This window comes from Lysinibacillus sp. NPDC086135, from assembly GCF_044746345.1.
Classification (GTDB): domain Bacteria; phylum Bacillota; class Bacilli; order Bacillales_A; family Planococcaceae; genus Lysinibacillus.
This window is the reverse complement of record NZ_JBIVCA010000004.1, coordinates 157,953-183,663: the sequence shown is the minus strand read 5'-3', so window position 1 is coordinate 183,663 and position 25,711 is coordinate 157,953. Positions and strand designations below refer to the sequence as shown.

Annotated in this window: 20 protein-coding genes and 3 pseudogenes; 8 read left to right on the top strand and 15 right to left on the bottom strand. The window is 33.9% G+C overall.

Going from position 1 to position 25,711, the window contains the following annotated elements; all coding sequences use genetic code 11:
- Positions 1–580 (top strand): hypothetical protein (locus ACIPKN_RS07755; RefSeq protein ID WP_400934764.1); only part of this gene is annotated, 580 nt, incomplete at its 5' end.
- A 559-nt stretch (positions 581–1,139) separates the two neighbouring features.
- Here the strand turns inward: ACIPKN_RS07755 and ACIPKN_RS07750 are convergent.
- Positions 1,140–1,418 carry an NUDIX hydrolase gene (locus ACIPKN_RS07750; protein ID WP_400935055.1) on the bottom strand — a complete coding sequence of 93 codons (279 nt, stop codon included), beginning with the start codon at positions 1,416–1,418 and terminating at the stop codon, positions 1,140–1,142.
- Between the two features lie 302 nt (positions 1,419–1,720).
- Positions 1,721–2,167, bottom strand: a complete 447-nt coding sequence (locus tag ACIPKN_RS07745; protein WP_400934763.1) for an NUDIX hydrolase — start codon at positions 2,165–2,167, stop codon at positions 1,721–1,723.
- Positions 2,168–2,471: 304 nt separating this feature from the next.
- Between ACIPKN_RS07745 and ACIPKN_RS07740 the strand changes: the two are divergent.
- A pseudogene (locus ACIPKN_RS07740) lies at positions 2,472–2,763 on the top strand (transposase); the annotation flags it as partial.
- Positions 2,764–2,841: 78 nt separating this feature from the next.
- Positions 2,842–3,855, top strand: coding sequence for a DUF1835 domain-containing protein (locus tag ACIPKN_RS07735; RefSeq protein ID WP_400934761.1), 1,014 nt, complete (start codon positions 2,842–2,844; stop codon positions 3,853–3,855).
- 228 nt (positions 3,856–4,083) lie between these two features.
- Here the strand turns inward: ACIPKN_RS07735 and ACIPKN_RS07730 are convergent.
- Both ACIPKN_RS07730 and ACIPKN_RS07725 read right to left on the bottom strand, forming a co-directional pair.
- Positions 4,084–4,310: pseudogene (locus ACIPKN_RS07730) on the bottom strand (MFS transporter); the annotation flags it as partial.
- 170 nt (positions 4,311–4,480) lie between these two features.
- Positions 4,481–4,888 (bottom strand): DUF3221 domain-containing protein, encoded by a 408-nt coding sequence (locus ACIPKN_RS07725; protein ID WP_400934759.1) that lies wholly within the window; start codon positions 4,886–4,888, stop codon positions 4,481–4,483.
- Positions 4,889–6,695: 1,807 nt separating this feature from the next.
- Here ACIPKN_RS07725 and ACIPKN_RS07720 point away from each other — a divergent pair.
- Positions 6,696–6,842, top strand: a complete 147-nt coding sequence (locus ACIPKN_RS07720) for a hypothetical protein (RefSeq protein ID WP_400934758.1) — start codon at positions 6,696–6,698, stop codon at positions 6,840–6,842.
- Positions 6,843–7,433: 591 nt separating this feature from the next.
- Here the strand turns inward: ACIPKN_RS07720 and ACIPKN_RS07715 are convergent.
- The gene (locus tag ACIPKN_RS07715) at positions 7,434–9,395 is read right to left on the bottom strand and encodes a methyl-accepting chemotaxis protein (RefSeq protein WP_400934756.1); all 1,962 of its coding nucleotides are present in this window, start codon (positions 9,393–9,395) and stop codon (positions 7,434–7,436) included.
- 844 nt (positions 9,396–10,239) lie between these two features.
- Between ACIPKN_RS07715 and ACIPKN_RS07710 the strand changes: the two genes are divergently transcribed.
- Genes ACIPKN_RS07710 through ACIPKN_RS07700 form a run of 3 tightly spaced genes read left to right on the top strand, consistent with a single transcriptional unit; the run spans position 10,240 to position 11,854 of the window.
- The gene (locus tag ACIPKN_RS07710) at positions 10,240–10,665 is read left to right on the top strand and encodes a DMT family transporter (RefSeq protein ID WP_400934754.1); all 426 of its coding nucleotides are present in this window, start codon (positions 10,240–10,242) and stop codon (positions 10,663–10,665) included.
- Positions 10,666–10,685: 20 nt separating this feature from the next.
- On the top strand, positions 10,686–11,378 hold the full coding sequence (locus ACIPKN_RS07705; protein WP_400934753.1) for a Crp/Fnr family transcriptional regulator: 693 nt from the start codon (positions 10,686–10,688) through the stop codon (positions 11,376–11,378).
- A gap of 23 nt (positions 11,379–11,401) precedes the next feature.
- Positions 11,402–11,854 carry a DMT family transporter gene (locus ACIPKN_RS07700; RefSeq protein WP_400934752.1) on the top strand — a complete coding sequence of 151 codons (453 nt, stop codon included), beginning with the start codon at positions 11,402–11,404 and terminating at the stop codon, positions 11,852–11,854.
- Between the two features lie 344 nt (positions 11,855–12,198).
- On the opposite strand, the gene ACIPKN_RS07695 is transcribed toward ACIPKN_RS07700, so the two are convergent.
- From ACIPKN_RS07695 to ACIPKN_RS07680, 4 genes are all read right to left on the bottom strand, one after another.
- The gene (locus ACIPKN_RS07695; RefSeq protein WP_400934751.1) at positions 12,199–13,692 is read right to left on the bottom strand and encodes a methyl-accepting chemotaxis protein; all 1,494 of its coding nucleotides are present in this window, start codon (positions 13,690–13,692) and stop codon (positions 12,199–12,201) included.
- A 155-nt stretch (positions 13,693–13,847) separates the two neighbouring features.
- The gene (locus ACIPKN_RS07690; RefSeq protein ID WP_400934749.1) at positions 13,848–14,945 is read right to left on the bottom strand and encodes a hypothetical protein; all 1,098 of its coding nucleotides are present in this window, start codon (positions 14,943–14,945) and stop codon (positions 13,848–13,850) included.
- 322 nt (positions 14,946–15,267) lie between these two features.
- A complete protein-coding gene (locus tag ACIPKN_RS07685; protein ID WP_400934748.1) occupies positions 15,268–15,432 on the bottom strand; it encodes a hypothetical protein in 165 nt (54 codons plus the stop codon).
- 33 nt (positions 15,433–15,465) lie between these two features.
- Positions 15,466–15,909, bottom strand: coding sequence for a hypothetical protein (locus ACIPKN_RS07680; protein ID WP_400934746.1), 444 nt, complete (start codon positions 15,907–15,909; stop codon positions 15,466–15,468).
- 645 nt (positions 15,910–16,554) lie between these two features.
- On the opposite strand from ACIPKN_RS07680, the gene ACIPKN_RS07675 reads away from it, so the two are divergent.
- Positions 16,555–16,824, top strand: a complete 270-nt coding sequence (locus ACIPKN_RS07675) for a hypothetical protein (RefSeq protein ID WP_142506970.1) — start codon at positions 16,555–16,557, stop codon at positions 16,822–16,824.
- A gap of 371 nt (positions 16,825–17,195) precedes the next feature.
- Here the strand turns inward: ACIPKN_RS07675 and ACIPKN_RS07670 are convergent, their stop codons facing one another.
- From ACIPKN_RS07670 to ACIPKN_RS07645, 6 genes and pseudogenes are all read right to left on the bottom strand, one after another.
- Entirely contained in the window at positions 17,196–17,894 is a 699-nt protein-coding gene (locus ACIPKN_RS07670) for a hypothetical protein (RefSeq protein ID WP_400934744.1), read from the bottom strand.
- A 908-nt stretch (positions 17,895–18,802) separates the two neighbouring features.
- Positions 18,803–19,498, bottom strand: coding sequence for a hypothetical protein (locus ACIPKN_RS07665; RefSeq protein WP_400934743.1), 696 nt, complete (start codon positions 19,496–19,498; stop codon positions 18,803–18,805).
- Between the two features lie 797 nt (positions 19,499–20,295).
- The gene (locus ACIPKN_RS07660) at positions 20,296–23,568 is read right to left on the bottom strand and encodes a S8 family peptidase (RefSeq protein ID WP_400934742.1); all 3,273 of its coding nucleotides are present in this window, start codon (positions 23,566–23,568) and stop codon (positions 20,296–20,298) included.
- 520 nt (positions 23,569–24,088) lie between these two features.
- A pseudogene (locus ACIPKN_RS07655) lies at positions 24,089–24,385 on the bottom strand (lysostaphin resistance A-like protein); the annotation flags it as partial.
- A 60-nt stretch (positions 24,386–24,445) separates the two neighbouring features.
- Positions 24,446–24,844 (bottom strand): nuclear transport factor 2 family protein, encoded by a 399-nt coding sequence (locus ACIPKN_RS07650; protein WP_400934741.1) that lies wholly within the window; start codon positions 24,842–24,844, stop codon positions 24,446–24,448.
- A 4-nt stretch (positions 24,845–24,848) separates the two neighbouring features.
- On the bottom strand, positions 24,849–25,670 hold the full coding sequence (locus ACIPKN_RS07645; protein WP_400934739.1) for an MBL fold metallo-hydrolase: 822 nt from the start codon (positions 25,668–25,670) through the stop codon (positions 24,849–24,851).
- Positions 25,671–25,711 lie beyond the last annotated feature (41 nt).

The window sequence follows — 25,711 nt, the reverse complement described above, 5'->3', positions numbered from 1 at the left end:
AACTGGAGCTACTGGAGCAACAGGAACAGCTGGAACAACTGGAGCTACTGGAGCAACAGGAACAGCTGGAACAACTGGAGCTACTGGAGCAACAGGAACAGCTGGAACAACTGGAGCTACTGGAGCAACAGGGCCAGTAGCGTTTACACCCGTACAGGGAGTATTTTTTGGATTTGACATTGGCCCATTTAGCAATTTTACTATTATTCCGGTCACATTCAGCAACCCGACGAATACTCCAGGTGCTTTTACGATTAACGGAGATGGCAGTGTAACTGTAAATGTATCAGGTATTTACCTTGTAATCAGTAGACTTCAGGTAGAAGTGGATAACTCAACCGCCATCGTTGTGAATTCATCGCCGGCACAATCTGGATTTTCCCTCATAGCCGGTGGTGTACGAAATGGCGGAACCATAATGATGCCAACGATATTCGCTTTGAGTGCAGGAGACACAGTATTTAATGAAGTAGTAAGTGCTAGTACAGGTGGTACAGTTATGTTAGGATCCGTAGGCACTATTCCTCTAGCACAAACGGCCACTTCGGTAATAACCTTAGTTAAAATACAGGACCTTTAAAATAGTCGTCATGGAGTAATACAGCAGAGCTATTGTGAGATAACCCTAAAGTATTAGACAATAATTTATAATATGCCGCCTGTGAATAACAGGCGGCATGCCCTTCAGCTTTGCCTAAATTGGATATTACAACAAGCCAGCCTTTATTCCCACTAAGGTAATGCTTTACGTAATGTAATAGTTCTCATTATTTTTATTAGTTTCACTTATCCTGCATAGAATATATTTTTACAATTTTCCTTTTAGGACATGGGCTACGGGGCTAAAGGTCCTTCCGAAATTTTGCGGCCTTTTGCCAATTCAAATAAAACAAGCATTCAAACTGTTGCAGTTGGTGGCGTTACATTTAAGCCTAAAGTTCTGTTAATCCAGTGAAAAAATGACTCAATTGCCCACCGTTCTTTGTACATTTGGAGATTTCTTATGCTGTCACCTCGCGAATATTTGTGACAACATGTACACCTTTTATAAAACCTTTGAACAGTTAGCTTAATTGTTAACCGTTCTTTTTATAAAAGCAGAAGCCTTTGTTCGCACCCGTTAGCTAATAAAAAGTCACTTATAATGTAATAAAAAATGGCTGCTTATCTTTATCTAAACATATTAAAAGTTCCTCTTTAAAGTCATCATTTCTTATCAGTTTTAATGCAACTTCAATGCTAAAAAAACCGACCTCTAAACTTTCTTTACTTACTTTTAAGCTTCCGTTTATAGGTGTTCCTAACCACCACATATTACATATATTTCTTTTTAAGTCTTGTGAAACTCCACAAAATTCAATAATATCAATATTTACTCCCGTTTCTTCTTTAACTTCTCTAACTACTGCATGCTTTATACTTTTATTTTCTTCTACAATCCCACCTGGTAACTCCCAACCTCGATCAGGATCTTTTTTAATAAAATCCTCTTATGTTCATCCAGAACTACTGCACCTGATGTAATAATAAATTTATTCATAGAATCACCACCTACAAGATCATTATCTAACTTGAACTAAACTGCTTAGTTAGTAAAACGCATTTCAATTTATTATAGAAACGCACCCCGATACTTTTAGTACAATACTTCACAATCTGCTTCGTTTATACAACAAAAATGGCGATTCCTAGTTACATAAATCAACACTGAAAAACAAGCCTAAATAAAATGTTTTTCAATAATAATCTTTGCTCTTTCGTCAAGTTTGCAAGGTAATTCATTAATGGCGAAATATTTCAAATCCAAACTTTCACCATCATTCATAGCTAACTCGCCACTTGTATCTTCCGCTAAGTAAACACAAATTACGTTATAGACTTCATCACCGTTAGGATACTTATAATAAAGATTACTTCCTGACAAAGTATCAATAAACTTAAAACTCTTTGCTTTTAACCCTGTTTCTTCAAAAAGTTCACGTTCAGCAGTTTGTTCTAAATTCTCACCAATTTCCATTGCTCCACCAGGCAAACCCCATTCTTTTGTATCCGAACGGTATTGAAATAAAATTTCTTTTTTATCATTTATAACAATAATAGTAGAACCAACTAAAATTAATGGTCTATTTCCGACTAATTTTCTTAATTCCATCGTGTATCCGTCCATTATTACCCAACCCCTTTGAGTTAAATTAATTCTCTTTATTTATACAAATGTCCTCCTTGTCATTCTTGTCATTCTTCAGCTAAACGGCTTCGTTCGTTTCTGTAAGTCTTTAACTACTTTATATTAATTTCAATAGTCTACATGCTAACACATATATGTTTAAAAAAAATGTAATTTAATATAAATTATACTCATCAATGTACCTTTGACTTAAACGTGGGTTCTCAAAGTGAGAAACTCTGCCGTTAGTTTGGGGACATTGTTTTTTTTATTCCAAAATCATGTAAAATGGAGTGTACCCGAAAAAGGAATTCAACCCCACCCTTATACTGAAATCTACGGTCCCTGCCCTTCGTTAGTGAAAAATATAGCTTGTACATTAATTCGCGTTATTGGTGATATTGAAAGATTCAATACATATAAGGACTTTAAGAAATACTTAGGGGTTTCGGCCGAAAATACACAATCTGGTACATCAGTAAAAGGCCAACAGTGGGGTTCGGGATGCTCGTCGTGTTCTTTATCAGATAGCCTTAATAATAATTGCTAATGGTCAACCTACCATATTTAAAGCTTATTATGATTGTAAGGTTGAAGATGTTAGTTCGAATCTCCAAGCGAGAAATTTATAGATAACAAAAAATTAAATGGAATAAATAACGGGGTGAATTTTAGTGATAGAAGAGATACATAAATCAATAAAAGATTTAAGCGTTAGCGACGCAAAGAACCTATTGTTAAGCATGATGTTTCGAATAAAAATGATGCAGGAATCAAAGAATTCACCAGAGGAAATTTTAGAACAATTAAATTCTATAGACAATTTATTTTTCGAAGTTGTACAAAATAGCAATCATGTTGAGAGAGATTATTCAACCGTTCATATTGTGTGTGGAGAATCTCCTGCCGGTTCTTTACGAGTAGGATTAGAGCGTGAGAATAAAATAATCGGATTTCCTGATTTCTTTGCTGTTGGTCCAATTTGGGAACTTCATCAAGAGGTTGGTCGTAAGCACAGACATGAATGGTTGCAGGACCATCTCAATTATTCCGATGACTATTTTGAAGAAGAGTACGAAAATAGATTTTCAAAAACACTTGCAGAAATAGATTGTTTAAACGAAGAGGTCCCCATTATTATATGGACTGCTGAAAATTCAAATGAACAAACTGGATTACGCTATCTTTTATACTTGCTAAAGGAAAAAAAGAATGAGGTTTTCGTGATCAATACTACACTTGCTTTTCAGGAATTATTTAACACACCTGAACTTGGGTGTTTAGATATCCATACGGGCGAAGTAAATGGTGAACAATTAAACAAAATATATCAAGAAAAAATATCAGCACCATTAACTGATGAGGATAGAACACGATTTGAAAGAGAATGGATCGCATTAGCAGAATCAAAAGGTTTGGTGAGGATTTGGAAAAATAACAAAATTAACACTGTCAATAAAGATTACTTTGATGATTTTATTGTGAATACTGCCCGAAATTTACATGCTAAGCAAAGTGAAAAAGACTTTATGAAATCAGCAAGGTTAATCGGGGAAGTATATGGACAGAACAATCAATTAGGTGATGCTTTTATAGAATATAGGGTGAGAAGCCTAATCTATAAAGGAGTTTTTGAAATAAAGGGAATTCCAAAAGCAATGAGGTATTATAGTGTGAAATTAAGGTGACTCTTTCCTTCTGTGAAGATATTTACATTCATATTCTCTTGATCAGGAGCGAATGCATAAGAAGTCAGACGCTCTTTCGATAAGATTGTGAATAAAAGGCTTAGGACTATCTCCTAAGCCTTTCAAGCTTTTTATTGTGTCTAATGTACATTAGACCAGCTTGACCCGGTCACTTTTGCACAGGTACGCATCATTCACACGGGGGGAATTTTGCAATCCATAATTCATCTAAGCTTTTCTTGACCAAATGACAACTGGAATAAGGATTAAAGATAATAGACCTCCAGCTAAAGATAATGTTCCATAGCTTGCTTAGCTATTACCGTGCCTGAGAGAGCACCACCAGAAGCCCCTGCTAGTGCAACTAAAACATCAATTTCCCCTTGTGTTTTTGCTCGAGTGGACGGCTCAGTCGAATCGACTATTTGAGCAGTAACACTAATTAAGCCAAAGTTCTAGCCTAATCCAAAGGAGCTACGATTTGCAAACTATATTTATTTGAACAATCGGAGCAAATTTGACTTCTACGCATCTGATGAAAAACGTGAGAAATCAATTCTAGAAGCATTGATTTCTCACGCTTTTATGCTTTTCGCCAGTTTCACCCTCCTCTTTTTAACATAGACTATTCTGTTACTTTTTCAATGATAGGTGACATCGCAATAGGTGGGAGAGACATAGTCATTGCTTTAAAATAAACATCTAGTTTATCTCCAATAGTATAAGAATTATTTTCAAAAACAGGAACAAGTAGTACTTTATTTTGGTTGACTAAATCCCACCAATTTTCTTGATAAAATAGCGCTTCTCCCATCGTCGGCGTATCTACAACTGTCATATAATGATCACCAACAGAAACAACATAACCTGTAAAATGGGTTTGTTGTTGTTTCTCATAAGATGGGCTAGAAATAGAATCTGTAGAAAGTTCATTTGATGCAGCAGATGTAGGTGTTAGCCCGAAAAAAGAAAATCCACATCCTAATGCTAAAGTAGTTGCTAAGGTAACTAGTTTTTGTTTCGCTGTAAACATAATTAATTATCCCCTTCTATAATTTATTTCCTTACATTACCAATTCTACCATTTTATTATTTAAAATCAAGTTATTACCTAAATCATTTAATTCCTTAGTTACCCAGCATTTGGTGTTCAGCAGAAATTTGATCAATTATATCCACTTCTATATTTGTTGTTCCATCAAGTTGGGTTATCACTTTTCATATAATTGATAAAAGTTACTTTTTGCGCTGAGAGCGTAATGGCGCAAAAAAAAGTAAGCCTGCCCTCCTTGTGGCTGTGACCTACTTATCCTTAAAATTTTTAATTGTTTTATCAGCCGATTGCTATTGGGATGCACTCTCCCAAATACCAAAATAATCGTCATGTTTTTTATCCTGGGCATCACCCTACCACCGTTTACAATACTCGAAACCCAAAGGCTCGATATTATTAATTCGTCTAACGTATTCACTCCCCCAACATAAATAGTGTCCACTTCGCTTTATTATCAGGCACAAATACTTTTTTGCTGCTATACTCCATCGTACTTTCTCCTTTCGCAATACTTTGAAAAAATCCATGTTTTCCCTTATTGATAAAACAGCTTCAGATTTTCCTGTTTTTATCCAAATGATAGCAAATGGTTTTCTCGGTTACTAAGTGACCTAAACCTACAACAACAAAGTACGTACCTTACAGTCATTGGTTACTCCTAAACATTTCTAAGTGTTATTGTTTAGCCCATATTTTAAATAGAAATAAAATCTTCTGCTATGGCATTTTTAGGGCGGTCTGTTGCCTGTTTAGTTAAACAGGCTGCTAGCACTCGGTGTACCGAACGACAACAAAAGAAACTTTTTGTACATATGAAACCAAAGCTATTTTCATAACATTTAATTTAAACAAACTCCATTCTTAAAAATATTAACCAAAATGGAGTTTAACCTTTTTTATTTAGTTTAGATTTTTAATACAGTTTGATTATTTTGTACCCCTTATTTCTCTAAAGCCTCCTTTAGTTGAATAGGATTTTATTTAGCATATTGCCATACGCCACCTGCACCAGTTGTAAAGCCACACTTTTATAAAAGATAAATTTTATTTTCCTCATATGATATACAGTTACAATTCCTAATCCAAAACGTTCAGACTCTCTCAATAATTCCTTAGGATGAACTATTATATCTTCCCTATAACCATGTTCTAATCCCATTCCACACACATAACCAAAAGCATTCTCTTAGTGTGGGTACTTCATTGTTAGAAATCGGAATATTTATTTTAACTTTATATTTCATTTAATTCCCCCAATCTGTGAATAGTTTTTATATGGTGAAGCCTTCCCTCTTGCTCAACTCTTCTGCCCCGTTAACCATCTACAAATGCTAAGATCTACATGTACGCATTCACTTAAAGATGTACACATTTCCAGTTACTCGTTCAGAGTTTGCAGTTATGCTTTATAGAGTATTTAAAGCAGTAGAAGAAAATTAACAAGTTTTAAATTATTATTATACTACCAATTTGATTTCGACTATTTTCAAAATACAACAAGACGAAATTTTTTTAAAGTTCTTTAGGACAGAGACCTTGACAGCAAGCTTTTGTACAATATCAACTTGAAGAATGATTTGTGTTAGATCACTTCCTACGTTGCCCTTACTTCAGTACTAAAGATAAACGCTATTCCTGCCTCCTCAAGCAGTTTCTTTCTAAACCCCACAAACTTTTAAATATTAAATAAACTTTAAAACCAGTACGGTGCTTTTTTTGCAAAACCTGTACTCGTTTTAAGGATTTATTATTTAATTTCCTATAAGGCATTGACAGGGAATTATTAATGGAGTACTTCGTGACTTTTCACCATAAAGTATTAAAAGAATGGCTAGTGCATGATCATGTACCTGAACATCTGTATTTCACACAAGTATATCGCTTAAAAGATGAAATTAACGAATTTATTGATCGTAACCCAAATAAACAGTAAAAATCAAAAGGTTATGTATCTCCCACTCTAATGGGAGATTTTTTTATTGCACAATTAATTAAGTTGTTATTTTTCCTATTGTCCTAAAAGATCAGGTACTCACTTTTATAGATTTTCTCAAATCATTAAAAGAAGAAACATCATCCATTAAACAAAAAAAGATTCTTTTGATGCATATCTTCGGAGTTCCGAACGCCAACAAAGGAATCTTTTTTGAATATATATAAAATCAACGTTATTTTCATAACTTTTCTTTCATTGAAAACCTTCAAAAAGGCTTAGGTATATCCCCTAAGCCTTTCAATCTTTCTATTATTGAGTAATGCTTGAGTTGAAATCAGATGATAAAGTAGTTATCAATCCTTATTCCAATCTATTCTTAATGAGACTTTGGCATATGGAGTATCTAATAACATAACGTTAGATATCGCCCTGAATACAATAAAGAATGAAAGAAGAATGGTATTAAATTAACTGAAGGTGCATTCAACCATGCGGATCTTCTTCAAGTGCCTAGAGCTTTTTTAAAATGTCCTTTGGCAATGGGTACACTAAAAAAGGAATCGTGTTTTTTTATTATGTCTGACACTGTTAATATTTAAATTGACTAATGAGTTGTTTTAACTCATCTGCCATATGCGCAAGAGCTTGTGCAGAAGCATTAATTTCTTCCATTGAAGCTAATTGTTCCTCTGTAGACGCTGCAACGTCCTCTGAAGCAGTTGCATTTCCTTGTGCAGAGAATGCTAGATCCTCCGTAACAGCTGTCACCTCTTGTATACTTGCTGACATTTGTTCAGATGCAGAAGATACCTCTTCCATTTTAGGAGTAATTTTATCCATACTCGACTTAATCACTTGGAACTTCGTGATAGCTTCGTCTGATACATGTAGTCCATTTTGAACATCCTCTGTAACTTTTGCCATGATGTTTACAGATTGTTCGGTTTCTAACTGGATGCCATGGATTAACTCGAAAATTTGTTGTGCAGATTTCTGTGATTGCTCCGCCAACTTTCTAACTTCATCAGCGACGACTGCAAAGCCTTTTCCGTGCTCTCCTGCTCTTGCTGCCTCAATTGCTGCATTAAGAGCCAGTAAGTTTGTTTGATCTGCAATGCTTGTAATAACATCTAAAATAGACGTAATTTGCTTAGAGCGTTCATGTAATGTTTGAATTTTCGTATTTGAATCGGTCACTGATAAATGAATAGAATGCATTTGATCTTTTGTATCTCGGACTGCCTTACCACCTTCATCTGCCTGTAACGTTGCATGCTGTGAAAGATCCGTCACGGCAGAAGAGATCTCCGCGATATGAAGAATAGCCTTCGAAAGCTCCTGTAACGATTCTGCATTCTTATTGGCACTCGTCGTTTGCGTATCTGCGCTCGTCGCAACATCTTGAATCGAAATGGCCACTTTTTCTGTAGCAATGCTCGTTTGGGTAGCATTGGCTGTTAACTCTTCTGCCGACGAAGCTACCTCTTCGGCATTTTGTTCAATTTTTTGAATAAGAGTTCTTAAACTATCTTGCATATCGTTAAAGGCTTGCCCTAGCTGTCCAATCTCGTCATGAGATTTCACCGTCACTTTTTCAGTTAAATCGCCCTTACTTATCGTTACTGCACTATCCTTGAGCGCTTTAATCGGGTTTATAATTGCCTTCATGACAAAGAAGAATACAATCACACTGATTACAATTGCAGCGATTAGTACAAGAAACGTTTTATACAAAATAGATGATGCTGATTGGTCAATTTCCTTCGCAAAAATTGTCCCTGTGATTTTCCAGTTTGTCAGTTCATTCGTTGTAAAGAACAGAATTCGGTCATCACCGTCAAAGACATAATCATACGTGCCAGATTTGCTGTCGTACATTTTGTCCATGAAGCTTTCTTTTATTTCGCTACCCGGTTCTATAGTCGGGTGTGAAATGACCATTTTATTTTCATCAAGAATAGAAGGATATCCATTTTTTCCGATACTGATAGAACTAGCGATTTTTTGGAGATTTGTCAATTTTATATCAATTGCTATTACCCCAGATTGATCTTTTATCTGACGAGCAATTGTTACGATCAAATCTCCAGTTCCTGCACCTATATAAGGCTTCGTAATTAGGACCTCTCCCTTTAATGCTGTAGCCTCTTTATACCATTCTCGTTCTAAAGGATTATAATCGGCACTATTCGTTTTTGGTTCTAGAAAAAATGCTCCCTCATTTGTTCCAATATAAATGCTCTGAACATCTGGATGCAGCTTTATATATTGTTGAAATTTTGTTTTTACTGCAGACCCCTGCTGTTCATACTTAGAAGAATTGATATCCTCGCTAAAGAAAGTGATATCATTTATTTTTTCACTAATGGTCTTATCGATTAGTGTATTTAAAATTTCTACGCTTTCATTCGCACTAAAAAGTATTTCGTTTTTTATTGAATCTTTTGCTGATAAATACGATAGACTTCCTACAGAAATAACTGGAATTAGTAAGATAAGAGCAAATAATATGTAAAGCTTGCCCTTAAAGCTTACAAATAACTTTTTCATAAACCGTTCTCCTTTTGTGCTATAAGTTTTTAAGATGCATATTTTGTACAATTTTGTGGTTTAGACTCAAAAAATACTGCTCACAACCTTCCCAAATTTTTCGTTTAAATATCCACCCTAAGCTTTTATCGGACGAAATACTCAAATCCAAAACCCCTTTTTCATTTTTTTGATTTTTCTAATATAAAACCTTCTATTTTTTCACTTCTTCATCATTCTAGTAGAGCCCCTACATGAATACATTAAGAATCAAACTAACGAAAGACGCATTTATCCACTTTCCTGTAATAAAAAAGATTCTTTTGATACACACTTTTGGATACCGAACGCCCAAAGGAACCTTTTAATACATAAAAATCAGTGCTATTTTCTTCTTAAAAGACCTCAAAAATGCTTAGGAATAAATCCTAAGCCCTTCAATATTTCTATTATTAAAGTTATTTCATTTTGATTAAAAAGGTAAGAGCCTCACTACAATTTATAAGTAGCAAGGCGCTTTAAGTTGTTTCATTTACATCCAATAATTATTTATCCAGTAAAAAAATGAATAATAAGTTTATATTTCTTATTCAACAAACACATCCCTATAGTTTAAGTACAACTTTTCACAATATCGTTATAACAAGAAAGAAATGATAATTGACAATAATTAAAAAATTACAACAGCAAAAAACAATAATGCTTTTTACCTTTATTTTTTATGAATATGCTGAAAGAGGTATGTATGGATCCATGGAAACAAAAGGGATAGAGAATTTTTTATAACGATGTGACAAATGTCCTTTTGCCTAGGAGCGTTTTAGTTTTTAATTACGTTATAGATAAATGAAATGATGGTGATTTTTTGAAGGGAATATTATTTGCAGTTATTGGAGGAGCATTCATTATACTTCAAGGTACTTTTAATGCAAAACTTAGCTCGGATATCGGTATATGGTCGACAAGTATTATTACACATTTAATTGGTTTTCTTGTTGCAACCTCTGTATTTTTTATAAAGAAAGCTGGAACTGTGAAAGATTTAAAAGGTGTAAAAAAAGTGTATTTAACATCTGGCGTATTTGGAGCTGTTATTATTTATGCAGAAACCTTTTCAATTTATGCAATGGGGATTACATTGACGGCTGGAACACTCATGGTTGCTCAATTATTAACAGCTACTATAATTGAAATCTATGGTTTGTTAAATATTAAAAAAACACTGTTGAAAAGTCATCATATTGTGGGGACAATAATTATGATTCTAGGTATTCTTGTTTTTAATAGGTAGAAGTGAAAGTGGTGTTGGAAATGGACAGTAAATTGAGCTTAATTATTCATTATTTGAAGGCTTATAATATCTTTGATGTTTTTGCAAACATGAATATAGAATATTTTCAGGTAAATCATTTCAAAAAAGGGACTATCATTTGTGATAAAGACGATGAGATTAATCGTTTATATTTTGTTGTAAAAGGAAAAGTAAAAGTTTATACGATTACACCCGAAGGTAGGAAACTTATCTTACGCTTTATAAATCCTTTGGCAATTGTAGGAGATATTGAATTGATACAAAATAGTAAAGCACATAATGTCGTTGAAGTATGTTCGGATGTGGAAACAATTTCCATTTCTTTTGAGGTTATTAGAAAGACGATGTTGCATGACCCTATATTTATGAGTTTTTTGCTTGAGAACATAGCAAACACTTTAAAAGTATCGACTTGTTTTACGGCGCTTAATTTACTCTATCCTGTAGAGGTACGTGTTGCTAGTTATTTACTTTCAATCTCAACAGATAGTACGGGAAAAGAAAATAGAGAAGATATAGATTCTGTATCTGTATCAAGTATTGCAGATTTTATAGGAGTAAGCTACAGACATGTAATTCGAGTTTTACAAAAGTTTTATAAAGAAAATCTAATTGAAAAGAAAAACGGAGCCATTCTAATTAAAGATTTTTGTAAAATGAAAGAAATTGCCAAAAATAACATTTATGAATAATTAGACAGAAAAGAAGGTAAATAATGATAGGATTAATTTTTGCCATTTTAGCAGGTGCGTTAATTAGTTTGCAATCTATTTTTAATGCAAAGGTAAATGAAAATGTAGGACATTGGTTAACCACTTCGTGTGTTCTTGGCTTGGGACTTATAAGCTCATTTGTATTCCATGTTATTACAGAAAAAAGTTTTTTCATTAATCATCAAACCACAAATAATTTTTATTTTGTAAGTGGCTTGTTTGGTTTAGGGCTTGTCATTTGTATTATGAAAGCTGTTAGGCTATTAGGACCGGCTTATACTGTATTAATCAGTCTTATAACTCAATTAGTAATTGCATTGTGTATAGATACTTTTGGATTATTTGGATTGGAGAAAGTACCTTTTCAAATGAACAAAATAGTTGGTATAGGTCTGTTGGTAATAGGTGTTTTGATTTTTAAAGATTTGCTTCCTTATAAAAAAAAGGAAGTTTAAACAAAATAGTCTGCCAGTATTCGGTAATATTAAGTTTAATTAGGCTTATTTCATTAAATCATGTATACAAAGATATAACTATTTAATATAAAACAATGTTGCATGATTTGTTTTTAGACTAATAATGCAACATTGTTAATGTTTTATATTTGTTAGTTGAACAACTGATATCAATTAATTTAAAATGCTCATAAAATTTTATTTAATGCACATCCACACAATCATAATTTCCAAAACCGACTTTAAAAATGATTTGCTTCAAATTTCTTCGTCCATTGATACACCTGCTGATATGAAACACCATACGTGCTAACGCGGCAGTTAACTTAAAATCAGGAATTTTATTATTGCTTTGAAAATTCCACCAAATCCTGTGACATTGTACCAATTTCATCTGCTGAGGCATTCAATTGTTCTGTAAGAGCTGCTTGCATTTGCGCAAGCTCACTAATTTTATCCATATAGTCAATAATTGTATCAATGGAAACCTTTATTTGCATTAAACTTGATTCAATATTACCTGTTGCCTCAGCAGAATTAACTGCTAATTTTCTTACCTCTTCAGCTACTACACCAAAACCTTTTCCTTGTTCTCCTGCACGTGCGGCTTCAATTGCAGCATTCAACCCTAGTAAATTTGTCTGATCTGCTATCTCTCGAATAAAATTTGAGATAAGCTGTGTTTCATCTGCTAACCCTTTAGCATCATTGGCAGCTCCTGTTGTTTTTTCTTGTGTGTTGGCGAGTTCCTGTGCCTGCATTGTAATAGAATTAATACCTACAACCATTTCATTAATAGAAGCTGATAACTCCTCCATACGTGTCATCGTTTCTTGCACATTTTGCTCTTTCATTTTTTCATGTGTAATATCTCGAATCGTTCCTGCCACTCGCAAAGGAGCTCCCTCCCTATCACGAAGTGTTGTACCGCTTGCATGAAACCAGCGATATTCACCTGATTTTAACTGAAGGCGATAATCTACTTTAAATGGCGTTCTCCCGGAAAAGTCTAATAAATGTGCACTAAATGACTCTAATGCAAACTGCTTGTCATCTGGATGCAAGCGATCACTCCAAGAGCTCATGATATTCGGAAAATCGTGCTCATTCTTGAAGCCTAATGTTCTTCGAAATTGTTCACTCCACCAAAAGGAATTCTGTGGATTTAATGGATCGCCTTGATCTACAATCATATCCCATGGCGCTTCTATTAGAGCTTTATTAATTAAATCATAACGTGTTACATAGCCCTGTAATTTTTCCACTTTTATTTTTTTGTCATGAATATTCATCATCGTTCCTGTTATTTTATACTGATCACCTAGAAGAAGAGAAACTGTTCCTGTAGTCCGTATCCAACACTCTTGCCCATCACGAATGCATAACAAATGTTCCATATTAAATGGCGTTTGTGTCGCTAAACTCTCCTCTAACATCTCTTTAAAATCAGAACGATGCGCCAATGCAATTAACTTCAGAAAATCTTGAAAACTGTCTTTAATAGCATAACTATCAAATCCTAAGAACTCTTTTACTTCTGTCGAAACTGTAAATATATTGTTTGGATCATCCAAGCGTCCGTTCAACACTTGTAGTTCCCAAAGGCCCATTTCATTACTTTTCAATACATTATCCAATTTTTTCTGCAATTGCTCTTCAGATTCTTGCTGAAGCCTATTTACTTGATTTAAATTATGTACTAACTGTTGTAATTCTTCATTTGTTGAGGCTAATGTATACTCATAATCAAATTGACCCTGTTTAGCCAATTGCAATTGAACCTCACTCAATTTAATTAGATTACCAATTGATGTGTTCTGTTCCTTTTTTAAAAACATTGTTAGTTCCTCCTCTATGTGACTAAATCTCACGATTAATTCAAGAATATTTAGTTATGAATCTTAAATCCTGTTTCGTGCTTTCACATTATAACCGACAAAATAGTTAAAAAGCACTCAGAAAATGTTATATTCGTAGGGGGTTTACTTAGTGATTAGTGAGTTACGCTTGGAGCAAAATCATTGTTACTACTCTGATCACCATGATAGAAAATTACATCTCCATCTTGTAAGTTAAATGTATAACCATAAGTATCTTGGAAACTATGTGAAAATCCTTCCATATCACTCCATTGGTTCATCACTTTACCATGGATATATTGTAAATATGGATTTTGTACATCACCGTCTCTAATTGATTCAATATCGAAATTAACAATGATGTAACCGTCTTTTAAAAACATTCTATTGTTCTCATTTATACGTCCTACTACAGCCCCTTCAGCAATTTTTGCATCTTTCTCTACAACATAAGTCTTGGAAGGTAAACTATATTCGCCATACCATGTTTGCTCACGAGCCACGATGTCCTTTTTAGGTACCATCGTATTGTCGGGTACTGCATCTTCACCTGGTCCCATAAATGTTCGTAGTTTAGAGTTCAACATTTGCCAACTATACGGCCCAGTACGAATAGGTTCTTTTGACCATTTACGTATATACAAACGCATAAATGATGTTTCTTGGAATTTACTAGCTTCCTCCTGATACCCCTCAGTATCTGCATGACGGTAATAGTAATTTGCATTATCTATTAACTGCTTTTGTGGGACATTACGGAGTTTTTCATTCAAGACTACAGAACGGTATACTTTATCCTTTTCAGAGCCAATTCTTACAAAGTAATTTTCGTCATTATGATAATACAAATCAACTGGTCGTCTATTTTTCCCATCTTTGTTTACGAAATAGAATGTTGGCTTAATCCGAATGGCATCTGATTGGCCAAACATATTACCTTTCGTTTTCATATCGAAACGGAAAGTATAGCCCGTTTTAGTTGCTACATTTGCATAACCATTAGGATGGCTATTATGGTGTACAGGAAGTGTATATGGAAGTTCATTTCCTCTTAGAGCCCCATCTATTCCATTTTTCCCTACCCAATAGCTATTTCCTGTAGACGTAAATAAATCACCTTGTCTAAATACATTTTGCCAATTGTAATCTACTATATCAGTTACATGGAAATCGTATAAACGTCCAATTACATCAATTGCAATTTTGTCAGTAGCAATATGATTATCCATCATTCCATCTGGAGTGCGGAAATTAAGGTTTAAATTGGCTTCCTGCTCAGTAGGTTATTGCTACTAACATGTCCATCAGGTGCATTGATTGCGATAGCACGATAATCAATCGTGTACCCTCCTTCTGGTGTCCATACAGGTAAAAAGAATGTTACAGTCTCCATATCAATTGGTACTGATATCCATGTATTTTTAGGATAGAATCCTTGCTTTGTTTCCGTATAAACGTCAAACGGGAATTTAATTTGCTTATCTTTGTAATATTTAGCAAAATCGCGATTCCCATACCCCGGCTCGTTTAGATGTTGACCGACGGTTGGTAGTGTTACTTTAAACGGTCTATCTTAAGTGCTTGCTTCGGCACTTTGAACTCAGCTGTACCGGCTACAGCTGCGTTAGCAATTGCTAGAGCCATGAATGTTTTGCCTGAAGGTTTCACATATTTTTTAAAACGAGACTGATTTTTTCTATTACCCTTTTTTTGAGACAATATTATTTCACTCCTACTGTAGATTCAAAAGATTTAATTGACAGGTACATACTTAATTCCATACTCTACGCTACTAATAATTTCACGATCATTAATCCCAAAGAACAAATTCGAATTTATTTTAAATGTTGAAATCACATTTAAGACTTGCCCCTTTGTGAGATAACGCAAGAAAATACCATTGCGTGAATATACCGGAACTTTTGAGTTGGTAACCTCAATTTTCCCGAAGCAAATCTTTGGCTTATTATGATAAATATCCTTAACAAACCTACCATCTGCCAGCTCAGCTATCCCGTCCACAATAGATACAATTTCATGTGTGGTATTTCGTAAGATCCATTCATTTGGTATCCTAATTAACTCGCCCCCTGCTTTTTTAAAGACACTTGTATTCATTGGAAATGTAGCGAGTGCAAGAGGTGTTTTTTCTTCATTTTGATACAACTGCTTTTCTAAATTCACAATAGCTTGCATTTGTCTTCCCCTCCATTTTTTGACAATAAAAAACACCGCTTCAAATATGACCAAATTAACCAAATTATTGGTTAAGTCATAAAAGAAGCGGGGTGTTCCCGTCATTATATAATTAATTTGTAGCAGAAAATTAGTTTCTTTAAGCAACATTGACTATTACTTAATTATTTCTAATTTATCATATAGCCCTACTGAATACAATTATTATTATATTTAAAGGACGGATTGTAATATTAAGTGCAACACCCAGAAGTCAATATAAAGGAAGCCCAAAACGACCTCGTGTAGAATGTAGTTACCACACCAACATTCAAACGGAGGAATCGTTATATTAAAGATATTCAACAGCTAATGAGGCAATCACAATGGGACATAACAGAGTCAATTTCACTTCCCTTTAAAAAGCCCCCAAAGCGTAGTTTGGGGGGACATGTCTTTGCTTAACGTTGCAAATCCGCATAAACCTGATCTGACGGAACCCCATATATAGTTTGATTCAATAAATAAATATTGGTAAAATTAAATAATATTACCACATTATAACCTCTGACCAAAAAACATCGGTAAGAGGTATAGTGTTTTAAAATTATTAACAGGGAGAGAATTCAGAGACTATATCTGTTATTTTACTATTGAGGTGAAGAAATGGTTAGAAGAAGAGGAACCTATAAAATAAAAATTCGTAACAAGCAGCTTATATGTCCTGCTTGTCAGAATGACAAATTTAAACATCGAGAAGTATACCTGGAAATCGAAGAATTGTCGTTTAATGAGAAAAAGGAAAAGCTTATTTTACAGTCTTTTAATTGTACAATATGTGGTGAGACACGTATGTTTCAAGAAAAAAATCGATATGATCATGCAAACGGGGTACACATATCAATTATTGAATATACGGAAGTGAGTGAAGCATGAGTTATCTTTTTTTTCCGAAGAAAAGTCGGCTAAAGATGTTTAACGAAATTATAATTTGTCAATTTTGTACACATGACATATTTATACCTTATAGTGTGTATTTGAATGTTGAACAACCTGGTATTGGTGTTTTGCATGTTCGTTATTTATTAATTTGTCATCATTGTGGTAATACAAAACTTTTTGATGAACCGACTAGTTCTAATAAAAATAACGTTCCTTGGTCGTTAGAACAGTACTTATGAAAAAAATAAATAAACATAAGTTAGATTGCAAACAAGAATACTACCAAACGTAAAACATTCTACAAATGAAATAACCCTTCACCAATTTACCACAACGGATGGTGAAGGGTTAATATAAATTATTGACTAATCAAATACAGGATAAGCAGATTTAACTACCCAATCATAGTTCGAATAATTTTGAGATTGAAAAGCTGATCCTTTTTCTAAAACTACTCTTACAATCTGGCCGTTTGATGAGGAAGATTTAGCTTGTTTAGTACATGTATTTCCAGTACATCTAAGTTCTTTTGTACCATTTATAACATCCATGATTATGTCCTTAGTACCTCCAGGGTACCAAGCATATTGAAATTGGCTTTTTGGTACACCACCAATTTTAACTGTTCTATCAAAATCTCCGTTTGATTTTTCCATATGAAGTTTAAAAATATGACAGTAACCATAATGGTCGGATCCATATTTAGTGGGCAATACGATTTTAGAGCCTAGTTTAGATTTAGCACTTTGATCCGCATAAGTAGAAGTAGACAATGCTTGTATATCAGAATTTTCCGTTTTGTTTTTTTCTTCATTATTGTTATAAGTATTTTCATCTTCAATTATTACATATTCATAATTCTCATATGTATCATAGTCTTCAGTTTCGATATCAGTTCCGATACCGTAAAATGCAACACCTGAACTACTGCAATGGTTTTGAGCACCATTCTTTATTTGTACCTGAAACAAATCCCAATTAGCATTTGCTACTCCCAAATTAGTAAACCCAGACACTGAAAAAATAAGAATTGCCAAAGAAAAAATAGTTACAAATTTCTTCAAAATGTATTCATCTCCTTTTCTTCAAAATTATACCATAATATTATATAAGGGTATAGATGTTTGGGTTAAATACTCTAAAAAGGTAATTAGTATCCATAAAAACTCTATTTTTTTTAACAAATAAATGATAAATATTTTCAAATTTATCTTATGTGGACGATTTGTGTGTAAAAATTTTAATAACAAATTAGTAGTGATTGTAACAAAACATTTACCTTATACCTCATATCGTCCTGTAAAGATATTGTTACATTCAGGTTTAGCTTGATTGAAATTATTTTGGGACATTATTTAGTCCTGGAAGATGAATTCGTTTGAACATCATGTTGCTTATTTAATCCTTTTATACAAAAGCCCCTTGTATTTGTTAAGCAAAAACTGAGCCACTGTTAAGCTCTTCTTTCGTCATAGGGATGCCGGCATGCTTTTTAAGTTCAAAGAATGCCTCTTTAGTAAGTGTGTTTTTCTATCAATCTGAGAAAAATAGAATACATCCAATAGTGATTGCGCTCTCTATTAAAATTAGTTGGAATAAAAAAGTGAGTTTAATTCTCATTTAGTCAGAATAAACCCCGAAGCATGTTTCTTTAAACCATGTTTCGGGACTTTCTTTACCTTATTATAAATGGGTCATCTATTACAGCTCCCAAGATTTTCAAGGCTTGTTTCGCTGCGATACTAATGTTGCTTAGCGTTAGATTTAATAAGTGATAGTAATTTATTTATCATCTTTCCCACTCCTCCAACAAAATATCAGTTTAATTTCTAACTTTTTTCTGAAAAAAAAAATACACCGAGCCATGTCTTATAGACGATGTCTCGGTGCTTCCGTTTGCATCATAAAAGTTATGTTGTATTTGAATAATCTAAATTTATTATATTAATCCAAATCTCACAAATTATCAACTCTAGTTCGAGTTTAAACACGACATCTCGCAATATCCAGCTGCTGCTGCCTGTTTTTTAGTTGAATAAATTTCATTTACTTTGTAGTTGTAATTACAAGATTTAGACCAGAAACGGCGTTCATTATCTACTACACCCGCATATATAGGATTTTGATAATGTAATCGTGTACCTACAAAGGCGTACTCATTATAAGCAGTAGTATCAACTTTGTATGGATAGCCCTGTATAAATGCAAAAATGGAGATATCATCAACCGTGTTATACCAATCTTCTTTCGGTATCCGCGGTAAGGCAAACTTATATGTTACATCAAGCGCTTTCGTATAAACATTATGCTCATTAATGTAAAAAGCAAGGTTTTCTTGAACAATACTAACGATTGTTTGTCGTCTTTTTTGCTCAAATTCTTTTTCATTTTCCAGAAGCGGTATCGTAATCTCAGGATCCTCAGCTAATTCTGCTCTTTTCCCGAGGTACCACTCCTTTAACTCCGCATCATACACTTCCAGGTCATCATCAACCGTAAAATTAATAATATTTCCTTCATTATCTGCATAACTTAGGGGGATTTTAGGTAGCCACACTCGTTCTACTACACTGTCACCGCGTTCGTCTTTATATTCTTTATAAACATTAAGCAGCAATCCATCATAGTCTAAAATCGCAAAGACCGGGACATATCTGTTAAAAAACATGCGTCATTACTAATTTTCTCTAGCTTTGCGCATGCTCAAAAATTAAAATTGCTATAATTCATTAAATTATCATCAAAAAAAGTCTTAGATTAACTGTGAAGAGTGTAATTGGATACCACGCTTACAGAAAATTTAAAATATAGCAATCTTTTCGTGTTGGAGAAAGTTCTGGTGACAAGAACTTTTCGGGTATAAGACTCGGACTTCCAACAGTTAAATGCCTTGCTGCAACAATTAGGATATACAGTTCAAACAACACTATCTAACAATAAAATCAATTTTAAAATTAATTTTGTTAATCTATATTGCTTTAATATGTATTAAATTATACTGTTGTCAATTACAAAAATAAGTTAAGTGCCATACGATAAACCAGTAGAGGTTTCGCAAGGAAAGGAGGACTGTTTAAAAACGTCTTGTTCATTTCTTGATGAGAATTTGATACAAAAGCTAGGCAATTGTTAAAGAACTTAACTTTATTCTTCAATTATGCCTCTCATAATTCCGTGACACCCGCTTTAAAGTAACTTAAAACCGTATTCATCTCACCACCTATAGAGGTGGGAAACCTCTGTTCCGGCCTCTACACTTTCGATATAAAAAATATTTGCTGAAAGAAGTTAACCAACTTTATTGTTACTTAATATCTCCGCTTCAATTTAGCAATTTTATTTTTCAAATTTTTATTATTCATGTACAAAAAATTTTTGATTTCGAATATAAAAGAAGTCCCCTAGATTTTTCATCATCTAGGGGACTAAAATAGTGTCTCTATTACACTATCTTTTATGCTAATCTTATATTAATTCAAATGTATAGGGTTGTGTACTAGCTCTACCGTAAGATTCACTTACTTCAATATAGTATGTTCCTTCATCAAGTTGGACTGTACCTACTTCAGCATCACCAGCTCCGTGAAGATCTAAAGTCTCTACTGTTTTTCCTTTTGTATCAATAATACGAATAACACCATCTAGTGCTTTTTCTGTTTGGAGAGAGAAGAACACATCGCGCTTGCGGTCATTGTGAAATTCAAAATAGTCCTTATCACCAAATGGAACACCTGCATTTAAATATTGAGTAGCAACCCATTTATTGTCTTTTTCCGTAAGTATAGTTGACTTTGTCGGTATACCGTTAACTAACTTAGAATCTGCATCTTCATCTACTCTTTTATGATCAAACAAAGTTAAAGTATATGGTTGAGTTGATACTTGTCCAAGTGCTTCCTCAACAGCAATAATATAACCGTGATCCTTTTTAGCTTTAAAAGAGGTATCTAAGTTGTTTTCACCTTGTCCAAATGGAATTAATGTATCCTTTTCTTTCCCATCAAGTACCATATTACCGTTTGTATCTTCATAAAGAAAGCCTGAAAGGGAGCCAAAAAGTTCCAAGTCCTTTTGAAGCTCTTTAGGTAATTTATCTAGCTCTTCATTTGTGAATGGTACGGAAGAAACTTGAAGACTCATGACTTCATCTTTACCCTGATGTTTATAATAATAGCCATCCATATCATCATGATAAATGAGATGATTTTTATAACTGATACCAGGTTGAATCATTTGAAGTGCTTCTTTATTATCTCTATTATAGGCTTCGGGAATAGCTGCTACTTTACTAGTTTTAAGTGTATATGGGTCAGAAGAACGCTCACCAAGATTGGCTACTTTTACAACATAGCTTTTGCCCTTTTTCAGTGCAACTGTCTTTGTATCATTTTCATTGTTTGTTGATGTTAATGAAGTAACTGGAATTAATTCATTTTTTTTCTCATCATATTCATATATAGTACTATCTAGTACTTGATTCATACCTTTTTTTAATTGGAAACCATATAAGGCATCTTCTTTAGCTGTTAATAAGTGGTAATCTTCATCAAATTCTGTTTGGAAGTATGCTTTTTGATTTTGACCAATATCAAAACGTATCGCATTCTTCATAATTAAATCTACGTCTTCTGGATTTCCAGAGCCATCTTGAGGCATGAACTTTAATGGAAGCCCATCTTCATCTTTAGGAATGGTAACGATTTCACTTGTTAATGTGTAAGGAATGATTGATTCACTTATAGTTTCTTTAGTTTCAACGCCGCTAAGTAACGGGTTTCTATTAGTTACGCTTATTACATACTTCTCATCAGGAATCGCATCGACAACAAGGCTTACTCCGTTGCCTTTATCAGTTCCGTAGGATGCTTGGATTGGTTTTGCTTTACCTAAGTCCTCTATTAGATACAGTTCCAAAGACGCTGTAACACCTGGAATATCAGATAAATCAAATTTCAGTGTCGTTGGTTTATTTACTGTAAATGTAAAATAATCTTGGTCTCCTTGATGATCTTCAGAAAGTAGGGTATAGTTTTTCCCCGCTGTACTAAATGGGAATTTTTGAATCTTCTCCATATGCTCCATATCTAGTGAATCAATTGGCAATTTTTTAATCGTTTGAGCTGTGAAGACGTAGTTAGAATCGCCATTTGTGTTATAGCCGCCATTATAATCTTTAACTCCAATAAGAAGGATTCCCTTTTGATCTGCTTTATATAGGTATCCTTCTTGCTTACCTACGCGGACATCGTTCACGTTGATAGGTTCTACTTCTCCGTTGTGACCTTCAGAGTAGAAGTACAAATCAAATGCATAATCGTATTTATTTGCACCTTTTAATGTCAGTTGAGCATATTCATTTGCTTCTAGATCTACCTTGTACCATTTCTTTTCGTCCGGCTGCTTGAATTCACCTTTTTCCGTATTCAATATATTCTTTTTAAGGACTTTTGCGTTTTTCATACGCTCTCCTTTTGTTTCAGAATACTGTTTAGGTAAATTTTTCAAGTCGAATTGCAATGCTTTTACAGGATCGACAATCCCATGTCCAAATGTAAGATCATAGCCCTTCTTACCTAAATCCTTTGCAGTCATTTCAAGAATTGCTTCTATTTCATGAGGTTTTAAATTTGGATATTTTGATTTTAGTAGAGACGCTATACCTGCAACTACAGGAGATGCCATAGATGTCCCACTATCTACTTTAAAGGATGATCCTTTTTTCTTATCATAAAATGTACTGTATATATCTTCCCCTGGAGCTACTACGTCAACTGACGGGCCATAGTTTGAATAGTAGGACAGTTCATTTCTATCATTCGTAGAACCTACGCCAATAACGCCTTCGTAAGAAGCAGGAAAGGAGTAATCATCTGTCGATTCATTTCCAGCCGCTGCAACAATAGTAATTCCTTTATCAATGGCTTTCTGAACGGCATCCTTCAGTAGTGAATTATCTCCATAGCCGCCAACGCTCATGTTAATAACATCAGCACCTTGCTCAATAGCGTAAAGGATTCCTTGTGCAATATTGAAATCAAAGGCTTCTTCTTTTCCATTAAATACATCAATCGGAATAATCTTAGCATCCGGATTAATCCCATGTCCCCCAATGCCATTATCTTTTGCCGCGCCAATAATTCCTGCTACGTGTGTTCCATGGCCATCAGGATAAGATGTATTGGCAGGTGCTGCAGCATTATATGGTGGAAGCACTTGAGATTTTAGATCCGGATGTTTAAAATCCACACCACCATCGATAACGGCTACTTTTACCTCGTGATTGCCTGCTAATTCTAGAGCCTTATCAATTTGAAGTAGGTTCAAATGATACATATCCTTTTTCTTTGGATCTTCTCCTGTGTTAAAGGAATGATACACGTAGCTTGGGGATACACTTTTAACTCCTTTTTGCTTGGCATAATATGAAACCGCTTTTTCTAAAGTTGTTCCTTTGTTTAGTTTGATAACATCGTATCCTAATGAAGGAATCGATCGGATCACTTTTGAGCCAATGTTTTTATGTACATTCTTATCAAGACCTGAATGTTTGACGATAATGGTATCCTTACTAATCCAATCCTTTTGATTTTTCAATGTTTGTTCCTTATTGCTAGCTAGCTTCACTAATTCTTGGTTCTTCGCTGTTTTTTGTGGTGCTTCAGCAAAGGCAGAAGTAGTAGGAACCATTAGTGCAGCAGTAGCTACTATAGCAATTGATTTTTTAACCCAGTTCTTCAACTGTTTTACCTCCTTGAGTGTTTTAATGGGAGTCACATCAGTACTACATTGAATGAATGATAGATTTTCATTCAATATAGTGTAAGTATATTGGCATATCCTTATAGTAAAATAATGGGCTCCTTAACAAAATCTTAAAAACTGAATAAGAGAGTTATAGTAGATTGGAATAAATCGAATTTCTTTGATTGATTTTATGCGTGGGTCAGCTTGCTAGGACATTACCCGAGAATTTACTTATTTTTCAATTTTGAATCCAAGGAATAGCAACTTATGTAGAGAAAACCGGCAATGTATATGCAATATAGAAGCCACTTAGACATTTTTGATTTCCGTGCAAATGTAACATCTCTGGGTATGGATGATACAGGCTTAGCTTTTTTCTTATTAATTATTCTTGTACCGATATTTACCACTATAAAACACCTCATGCTCTAAATAGACTCAAAGAGGTTAAAACACAAATAAAAGAATAAGGCTGTCCCAAAAGTCGTTTCATCGACTTTGGGACAACCCCTTCTTAAAATAAAGAAGCCGACATATTATTCATAATATGAAATAACATAGCTGGAATAATAGAGTTTGTTTTTTTACATAAAATCGCCATTAATAGTCCCATAGAGAATGTAAATACCATTACTCCAAGTGAGTATGAATGAGCAATTCCGAAAAAGAAGCTTGTTAAAATGGCTGCAATCCAAAATGGAAAGCGTTCGGAGAGGAAGTAAAGTATAAAACTACGGAAAATGAGCTCTTCTAAAATAGGTGAGAATATTGCAAAGCTGATAAGTGATAATATTGGATATTGATTAAAAACAGGGTAGCGTCAGGAAAATGAGATGATCCTGACGCTACCCCCAAGTAAAGTTACAAACAACTAATTTGAATTTAATGCATTATTGACAGTTGCGCTGTCCACGATTTGAATAAATTTTTTAACCTTATCATCCTCATCAAATTCATATAGATGGCAAAAGTCTGCTATAAATGATTTTCCTGTTGCTTTATACGTCCCACTATATTTTCCGTAGACGATAACCGTGTGATTATTAAACGCATAGATTTCATCTTTTGCAGAATAGCCATCCCATTCGGTTCCAAGGCGTTCATGTACGTTTTTCACTACGTCATTTGGACCTACATAAGTACCCGCATAAGGAAATCCAGCAGCTTCTGTCCAAGATACATTATCACTTAAATACGTTTTGAAGGCATCCAATTTGCCTTCACCCGTTAATACATATGTTTCATGTAATAATTTTTGATATTTATTCATAACATTACCCCCAAGGAATTTCTTTCGTTACAACTTTAGCACTTAATGCTAATACGCCTTTATTTGCATAGCCTGGATATGCTGCTTCAAGCTTTGCAACAAAATCCGTAGAAGTTTTACTTACTTCAGAAGATTTAATTGCAGTTTTTAGATAATTGATAGTGGCAATAAGTGCTTGATTATCTAAAGATTTTTCAATTGAACCATGGCTTGGTACGATTATGTTAGCATTTAACCCTTGTAACACTTTCAAGTTCTCAATCCAAGATTCCATTGCTTCTTTTTCGCTAGTATCTGCTAAGAAAACATGAATTTCATTGAATATATCAATGCCACCAATCAATAATTTTAATTCCTTGTTAAATAAGCTTGTTCGGTAATTATCTAAGCCTACAAGTTCAAATGTTAAACCTTGAAAGTCAATAGTTTTTTCTGCTAACACTTGAGGCAATACAACATTACTTGGTGCGTTTTCTCCAAGTGCATCTTTCCAAACTTTTAATTTCCCTAAGACAGAATGAACAATATGTTCAACAGTAGATTCTGTGGCATACGCAATGGCTTCTGGATACGCTGCTTTAATACTTTCTAATCCAAAGTAGTAGTCAGGATCTCCATGAATAATAAAAATTTTATCTAATGATAAGTTATTTTTTTTCAAATAATCAACAATTTCTTTCGAATCGGATTGCGTAAATTTCGTATTTATTAAGAATGCATGTCCTGCCTTTTCAACTAAGGTTGCAGTCACCATAAAACTTTTTTCTTCAGAACTAAATATCGTCAATTTCACATCATTTTGATTTATATCGATTGTTTTAATCATAGAATTTTATCCCCTTTTTGGTGAAGTTATTAGCAATGTAG

Excerpts from the sequence above, each read along its gene's own strand:
- ACIPKN_RS07675 (WP_142506970.1), top strand. The coding sequence starts at position 16,555 with ATGGTTAGAAGAAGAGGAACCTATAAAATAAAAATTCGTAACAAGCAG.
- ACIPKN_RS07695 (WP_400934751.1), bottom strand. The coding sequence starts at position 13,692 with ATGTTTTTAAAAAAGGAACAGAACACATCAATTGGTAATCTAATTAAA.
- ACIPKN_RS07645 (WP_400934739.1), bottom strand. The coding sequence starts at position 25,670 with ATGATTAAAACAATCGATATAAATCAAAATGATGTGAAATTGACGATA.
- ACIPKN_RS07715 (WP_400934756.1), bottom strand. The coding sequence starts at position 9,395 with ATGAAAAAGTTATTTGTAAGCTTTAAGGGCAAGCTTTACATATTATTT.
- ACIPKN_RS07720 (WP_400934758.1), top strand. The coding sequence starts at position 6,696 with ATGGAGTACTTCGTGACTTTTCACCATAAAGTATTAAAAGAATGGCTA.
- ACIPKN_RS07705 (WP_400934753.1), top strand. The coding sequence starts at position 10,686 with ATGGACAGTAAATTGAGCTTAATTATTCATTATTTGAAGGCTTATAAT.
- ACIPKN_RS07680 (WP_400934746.1), bottom strand. The coding sequence starts at position 15,909 with ATGCAAGCTATTGTGAATTTAGAAAAGCAGTTGTATCAAAATGAAGAA.
- ACIPKN_RS07690 (WP_400934749.1), bottom strand. The coding sequence starts at position 14,945 with ATGATGGATAATCATATTGCTACTGACAAAATTGCAATTGATGTAATT.
- ACIPKN_RS07700 (WP_400934752.1), top strand. The coding sequence starts at position 11,402 with ATGATAGGATTAATTTTTGCCATTTTAGCAGGTGCGTTAATTAGTTTG.
- ACIPKN_RS07650 (WP_400934741.1), bottom strand. The coding sequence starts at position 24,844 with ATGAATAAATATCAAAAATTATTACATGAAACATATGTATTAACGGGT.
- ACIPKN_RS07745 (WP_400934763.1), bottom strand. The coding sequence starts at position 2,167 with ATGGACGGATACACGATGGAATTAAGAAAATTAGTCGGAAATAGACCA.
- ACIPKN_RS07665 (WP_400934743.1), bottom strand. The coding sequence starts at position 19,498 with ATGTTTTTTAACAGATATGTCCCGGTCTTTGCGATTTTAGACTATGAT.
- ACIPKN_RS07725 (WP_400934759.1), bottom strand. The coding sequence starts at position 4,888 with ATGTTTACAGCGAAACAAAAACTAGTTACCTTAGCAACTACTTTAGCA.